This is a genomic window from Oerskovia douganii (genome assembly GCF_015142735.1).
GTDB classification, from domain to species: domain Bacteria; phylum Actinomycetota; class Actinomycetes; order Actinomycetales; family Cellulomonadaceae; genus Oerskovia; species Oerskovia douganii.
The window spans coordinates 296,528-302,677 of record NZ_JACSPN010000002.1 but is presented as its reverse complement, the minus strand read 5'-3'; the positions used below and the strand labels follow the sequence as shown (position 1 = coordinate 302,677).

At 73.0% G+C, this 6,150-nt stretch carries 5 protein-coding genes; 3 read left to right on the top strand and 2 right to left on the bottom strand.

All coding sequences use genetic code 11. The annotated features are described in order from the left end of the window. Nucleotides 1-115 precede the first annotated feature (115 nt). A complete protein-coding gene (locus H9623_RS03005) occupies nucleotides 116-1,495 on the top strand; it encodes an IS1380 family transposase (RefSeq protein ID WP_095797264.1) in 1,380 nt (459 codons plus the stop codon). 150 nt (nucleotides 1,496-1,645) lie between these two features. Here the strand turns inward: H9623_RS03005 and H9623_RS03000 are convergent, their stop codons facing one another. Then, nucleotides 1,646-2,134 carry a GNAT family N-acetyltransferase gene (locus tag H9623_RS03000; protein ID WP_193718593.1) on the bottom strand — a complete coding sequence of 163 codons (489 nt, stop codon included), beginning with the start codon at nucleotides 2,132-2,134 and terminating at the stop codon, nucleotides 1,646-1,648. Nucleotides 2,135-2,175: 41 nt separating this feature from the next. Further along, nucleotides 2,176-2,895, bottom strand: a complete 720-nt coding sequence (locus H9623_RS02995; RefSeq protein ID WP_227748041.1) for a DUF5701 family protein — start codon at nucleotides 2,893-2,895, stop codon at nucleotides 2,176-2,178. 212 nt (nucleotides 2,896-3,107) lie between these two features. On the opposite strand from H9623_RS02995, the gene H9623_RS19755 reads away from it, so the two are divergent. Both H9623_RS19755 and H9623_RS02985 read left to right on the top strand, forming a co-directional pair. Then, nucleotides 3,108-5,234: a TPM domain-containing protein gene (locus tag H9623_RS19755; protein WP_321575252.1), complete on the top strand. Its 2,127-nt coding sequence runs from the start codon at nucleotides 3,108-3,110 to the stop codon at nucleotides 5,232-5,234. Between the two features lie 78 nt (nucleotides 5,235-5,312). Continuing rightward, on the top strand, nucleotides 5,313-6,110 hold the full coding sequence (locus H9623_RS02985; protein WP_193718591.1) for a PspA/IM30 family protein: 798 nt from the start codon (nucleotides 5,313-5,315) through the stop codon (nucleotides 6,108-6,110). The last annotated feature ends 40 nt before the right edge of the window (nucleotides 6,111-6,150 follow it).

Here is a 6,150-nt window from a genome sequence, read left to right as displayed (position 1 = left end):
CCGAGATCACCGCAGCAGCCCTCGTCCTGCTCCACCTTCAACGAGGAACCGCCAAATCAGCCTGGTGAGAACACCTCTGAGAGTCCCAGACCGCTGAGTTACAGGAGCATCGGTAGTGCGAGTTTCCCACAGCTTCTCCGCTGAGTTCGATGATGACAATCTGATCGCTGCCGGTGGGCTGGTGCCGGTGATGCTGCTGGCCGAGTCGGCGGGGCTGTCGGACCTGGTCGATGCGCACATCACCCTGGCCGGCAGCGCCGGTGCGAACGCGCAGGTGAAGGTCGGTGCGCTGGTCGGCGGGATGGTGGCCGGGGCCGACAGCATCAGCGACATGGACCTGGTCCGCCACGGCGGGATGGGCCGGGCGTTCAGCGAGTTGCGGGCTCCCACGACGCTGGGCACGCACCTGCGCGGCTATAAGTTCGGGCACGTTCGCCAACTGGACGCGATCGCTTCTCGGCTGCTGGCCGCGCTGGCCGCTCGGGTGCCTGCGCTGGTGTCCGGCGTCGATGAGATGGCCTACGTCGATCTCGACGACACGATCCGCGAGACTCACGGCTACGCCAAGCAGGGCGCGGGATACGGCTACAGCGGCGTCAAGGGCCTCAACGCGCTGGTGGCCACGTTGTCGACGCCCACGGCGGCGCCGGTGATCGCCGGCATCCGGCTGCGCAAGGGCTCGGTGAAGTCACCGCGCGGGGCGGGCAAGATGATCGCCGAGGCCCTGGCCGCGGCTCGCAGGGCAGGGGCCGGGGGCATGGTCACGGTGCGCGCCGACAGCGCCTTCTACCAACACGATGTCGTAGCCGCGGTCCGCCGCGGTGGCGCGCACTTCTCCATCACCGCGCGCATGGACGCGGCCGTGGTCGCCGCCATCTCCCGCATCCCCGAGGAGGCGTGGGTGGGAATCAAGTACCCCGAGGCCATCTGGGACGAGGACGAGCAGCGCTGGGTCTCCGACGCCGACGTGGCCGAGATCCACTACACCGCCTTCACCTCTCGTAAGAAGGACGACCACACCAGCGCCCGGCTGATCGTGCGCCGCGTCAAGCGACTCAACCCGCGGTCGGTGCCCCAGGGCCAGGGCGAGATGTTCAACGTCTACCGTCATCACGCCGTGTTCACCGACTCCCCGCTGTCGATGCTCCAGGCAGAGGCCGCTCACCGTGACCACGCCATCATCGAGCAGGTCATCGCCGACCTGAAGAACGGTCCGCTGGCCCACATGCCCTCGGCAGTGTTCACCGCCAACAGCGCCTGGACCGTCCTGGCAGCGATCGCCTTCAACCTCACCCGCGCAGCCGGGGTGCTGGCCTCGCGCTTCCACGCCAAAGCCCGCATGGCCACCATCCGCGCTCAGCTCATCGCCGTCCCAGCCCGCATCGCCAACCGTGCCCGCACCTGGCTGCTGCACCTACCGCGCAACTGGCCCTGGCAGCAGGCCTGGGATGAGCTCTTCGAGACCGCCAGCGGCCAACTGACAGCCGCCACCTGACCAGCAAGCCCTGTCCCGACGAGAAGGGACCGAAAGTGGAAGAGCCGGGCAGACCGGCAGGTACCGCGCGCCCCCCCGTCAGCACCGACAGTCAGGCCATCCACGAGCACCGCTCAATCCGCTCCAGAAACCGGCTCGGCGGATCCAGGCTCAGAGCTCCCGGTAGTAGTGCACGACCGGCAGCGCGGTGAAGCCGCCGGCCTCGTACAGGGCCCGCGCCGGTCCGTGCCCGTCGTCGCCTCCGGTCCAGACGCTCGCGTAGGCGCAGCCTGCGTCCCGCATCAGGTCGAGGGACGCGTCCAGGAGGGCGCGGCCCACGCCGTCGCGGTGCGCCGACGGGTCGACGGCGATGAGCTCCAGGTCGCCGGTCCGTGCGTCGGCGCCTGGCTCCCCGAGCACGACCGTGGCGAACCCGACCGGCTGCCCGTCCCGCTCGGACACGAGCGTGGTCGTGGCGTGCTCGGTGCACGCCGAGCGGACGGTGTCGGCCTGGCTGCGACGCCAGTCCGGGTAGGCGAGCGCGTAGATCCGTTCGCCGAGCAGGGTGCGCCACGAGTCGTACACGGGCTGCCAGGCGCGCAGCGACAGCTCCACGAGGGCGTCGAGATCGGTGGGGTGCAGGGGCCTGATCGTCGTCATCGGCGGAGGCTATCGCCGGTGACGACGACGAGGCCCGGCATTTACCCCTCGGTCGCCGTGACGCGGCGCGCGCCCGACGCGAAGCCGAGCCACGTGTGCCGGTTGCCGGCCCAGCACCAGCCGACCTTGGGCGCGCCGTGGCGCTCCTTGCCGTCGCGTCCCGTGCCGTTGGAGATCCACAGCGCGGGCGTGCGGGGGTCGAGGCGCCCCTTGTCCTTGCGGAGCCTCGACCCGATCGTCATGAAGCAGTGGTTGCGCGCCACGACGTCGGGTGTCTGCAGGGCCCAGTGGATGCCCTCGCTGAGGACGAGGGGTGTGCGCCCCCGCCGGGTGATCTCCGGGAGGGCCTCGTCGGGGGACCAGTTCGCCAGGTCGTCGCCGCGGTCGACGTCGGTCACGACGTACAGCGGCCCGTCCGGCAGCACGAGCCCGTCGAGGGGCTCGAACCGGTCGACGTCCTCCATGTCGACCACGACGAACCCCTCCTTGTCGCCGAGCCGCAGCAGGGGCGCGAGGGCGGACGGCGGGGCGAGGCGCGGGTGCACGGCGAGCAGGCCGCCGTGGGGCGCGCTGCGCGTGAGAGGCCCGACGGCGTCGCGCACCTCGCCCGCGGACAGTCCGGCGAGGGCGTGGACGCCGAGCGCGAGCAGGCGTTCGGCCTGGTCGGCGAGCGGCGGCGGTGCGGTGCGCGGCAGGCTCGGCGTGGCGGGCGGGCTCGTGGCGGCGGTCGTGGCGCGTGCGGTCGGCGTGCTCGTCGTCATGGGTTCCTCTCGTCGTCGTCCCCCTTTCAACATGGTACGCCGTACGAACATTCCCGCTCGTCTGCGTCGCTCCGCCGCGCACGGCACCGACGGCCGGGCCAGGCCCCCGGACAGGGCCACCCGGACCGGCCCGGCGGAACTCGTGGGGCGAAATGCCCCCGGTGTCCTGTGTCGCGATTGCGGGCCTCGTACCCGTGGGAAAGGATCACGACGTGGCCTCGTCGTCCCCGTCCCCCGTCAGCACCGCCGTGACCGCCCGTCCTCACCGCGGGCGCCGCCCCGCCCTGCGACACGGCCTGTCGCTCGTGGTCGCGGGGCTGCTGGCCGTCCTCGGCCTCGGCTCCCCCGCAGCCGCCGACGGAGCGACGACGGGGACGAGCAGCGCGCCGCTCGCAGCCACCCTGCTCGCGGGAGCGTCGCTCCCCGCCGAGCAGCCGCTCGACCTCCCGGGCCGGGTCACCGACCCCGCCGGGGTGCTCGGCGACCAGACCGACGAGGTCGAGGCCGCGATGGACCGCCTCGAGGCCGACACCCCCTACCAGCTCTTCGTCGTGTACGTCGACACGTTCGACGGTCAGGACGCGCAGACCTGGGCCACCGCGACCGCGAACCTGTCCGGCATGGGCAGGGACGACGTGCTGCTCGCGGTCGCGACCGAGGACCGCCGCTACGACCTCTCGGCAGACCACAACATCGGCCTGTCCGACGCCGCCCTCGACACGGTCCAGACGGCGGTCGAGGACGAGCTCAGCCAGGACGAGTGGGCCGGCGCAGCGATCGCCGCGGCGGACACGCTGCGCGCCGAGGCGACCGGCTCGTCGTCCGGAGGGTCGGGCTGGCTGATCGCGCTCGTCGTGGGCCTGGTCGCCATCGCCGGCTTCTTCGTGGTCCGCGCGATCCTCAGCAGGCGACGCGGCACGGCCGGCGGCCCCACCCGCCCCGACGAGGCCGACGAGCTCGCACAGCTCCCCACCGCCGAGCTGGACCGGCGCGCCAGCTCGGCCCTCGTCGCGATCGACGACGCCCTCAAGACCTCCGAGCAGGAGCTCGGCTTCGCCCAGGCCCAGTTCGGCCTCGAGGCGACCCAGGAGTTCCAGGTCGCGCTCGAGTCGGGCAAGCAGAAGGTGTCCCAGGCCTTCGCGCTGCGCCAGCAGCTCGACGACGACACCCCGGAGGCCGAGCCCCAGGCCCGCACGATGATGGCGCAGATCATCGCCCTGTGCACCGAGGTCGCCCGGTCGCTCGACGCCGAGTCCGCCCACTTCGACGAGCTGCGGGACCTCCAGTCCCGCGCCCCCGAGGTCCTCGACGAGGTCGACCGCCGCGCGGACGAGGTCGAGTCTCGCGTCGGCCCGGCCCGCAGCACCCTCGCCACCCTGGCGGCGGCCTACCCGCAGACGGCGCTCGCCTCGGTCTCGACCAACCCCGACCAGGCGCTCCAGCTCGTCGCAGGCGCCCGGGAGGCCGTCGCCGCAGGACGTGCCGCCCTCGAGGGCAAGGACCGCGCGTCGGCCGTCGCGCACGCCCGCGCCGCCGAGAACGCGGTCGGGCAGGCCGTGACGCTCCTCGACGCGATCGACTCCGCGGGCGAGGTCCTCGCGCAGGCCGGTCAGCGGCTCGACGTCGCGGTCGCGTCGATCACCGCGGACATCTCCGACGCCGCCCGCCTGGCCCCGGACGACCCGGCCGTGACCGCGCGCGCCACCGAGGCCCAGGCCGCCGTGGCCGACGCCCAGGCTGCCCGCGAGGGCGGCGACCCCATCGCGGCGCTGCGCCGGCTCACCGACGCCGAGGCCGCGATCGACGCGGCGCTCGCGCCGTTCCGCGAGAGCGCCGAGCAGGCCGCGCGCGCCGCGGCGCTCCTGCGCGACACGATCGGGCGCGTCGACTCCCAGATCCGCGCGACGAACGACTTCATCGAGACCCGGCGCGGCGCCGTCGGGCCTGAAGCGCGCACACGGCTCTCCGAGGCGATCCGCTACCTCGGCGAAGCCCGCTCCCTGCAACCCACCGACCCCGTCCGCGCGCTCGCCACGGCCCAGCAGGCCGACTCCCTGGCGCAGGCCGCGGCACAGCTCGCGCAGCGCGACGCGTCGGCGTGGGAGTCGCAGCAGAACGGGCCCGGCATGTTCGGTGGCGGGTCGGGCGGCGGGAGCAACGTCGGCGGCATGGTCCTCGGCGGGATCCTCCTCGACCAGATCCTGCGCGGCGGAGGCGGCGGGGGCCGGCGCTCCGGCGGCGGGTTCGGGGGCGGCTTCGGCGGGGGCGGCTTCGGCGGGGGCGGTCGGTCCTCCGGCGGTTCCTCGGGAGGCCGCTCCAGCCGAGGGGGGCGGTTCTAGACCCGCAGCCAGTCGCAGAGCGTCGCACGTCAGGACGGCACGCACGTACCCGTACCCACGAGCAGGAAGGCACGACCGATGGCAGAGAAGCAGAGCATCTTCGGACGCATCACCCAGCTGGCGAAGGCGAACATCAACGCGCTCCTCGACAGCGCCGAGGACCCGCAGAAGATGCTGGACCAGCTCGTCCGCGACTACACCAACAGCATCGCCGACGCCGAGCAGGCCGTCGCGCAGACCATCGGCAACCTCCGGCTCGCCGAGCAGGACTACAACGAGGACGTCGCCGCCGTGCGGGAGTGGGGGGACAAGGCGGCCGCCGCCTCCGCCCGGGCCGACCAGTACCGCGCCGCGGGCGACACCGCGAACGCCGACAAGTTCGACAACCTCGCCAAGGTCGCGCTCCAGCGGCAGATCTCCGCCGAGGGCGAGGTCCGGCAGGCCGAGCCGCTCATCACGTCCCAGCGCGAGACCGTCGAGAAGCTCAAGACGGGCCTGGCGCAGATGAAGGGCAAGCTGGGCGAGCTCAGGTCCAAGCGCGACTCGCTGATCGCCCGACAGAAGTCCGCGCAGGCCCAGCAGACCGTCCAGGGCGCGATCAGCTCGATCAACGTGCTCGACCCCACGAGCGAGATCTCCCGCTTCGAGGAGAAGGTGCGCCGCGAGGAAGCCCTCGCGCTCGGCCAGGCCGAGGTCGCCGCCTCCTCCCTCGACGCGCAGTTCGAGGAGCTCGAGACCTCGGGCGAGAACATCGAGGTCGAGGCCCGGCTCGCAGCGCTCAAGGGCGGCGGGTCCTCCCCCGCGCCGCAGATCACGCCCACGACCGTGACAGCGATCGACGCGAGCACGCAGGACGCGCCGGCCGGGGGCTGGTGACCTCGTCCCGCAGGGACGGCGTGCGCCGCAGGACCGGGAC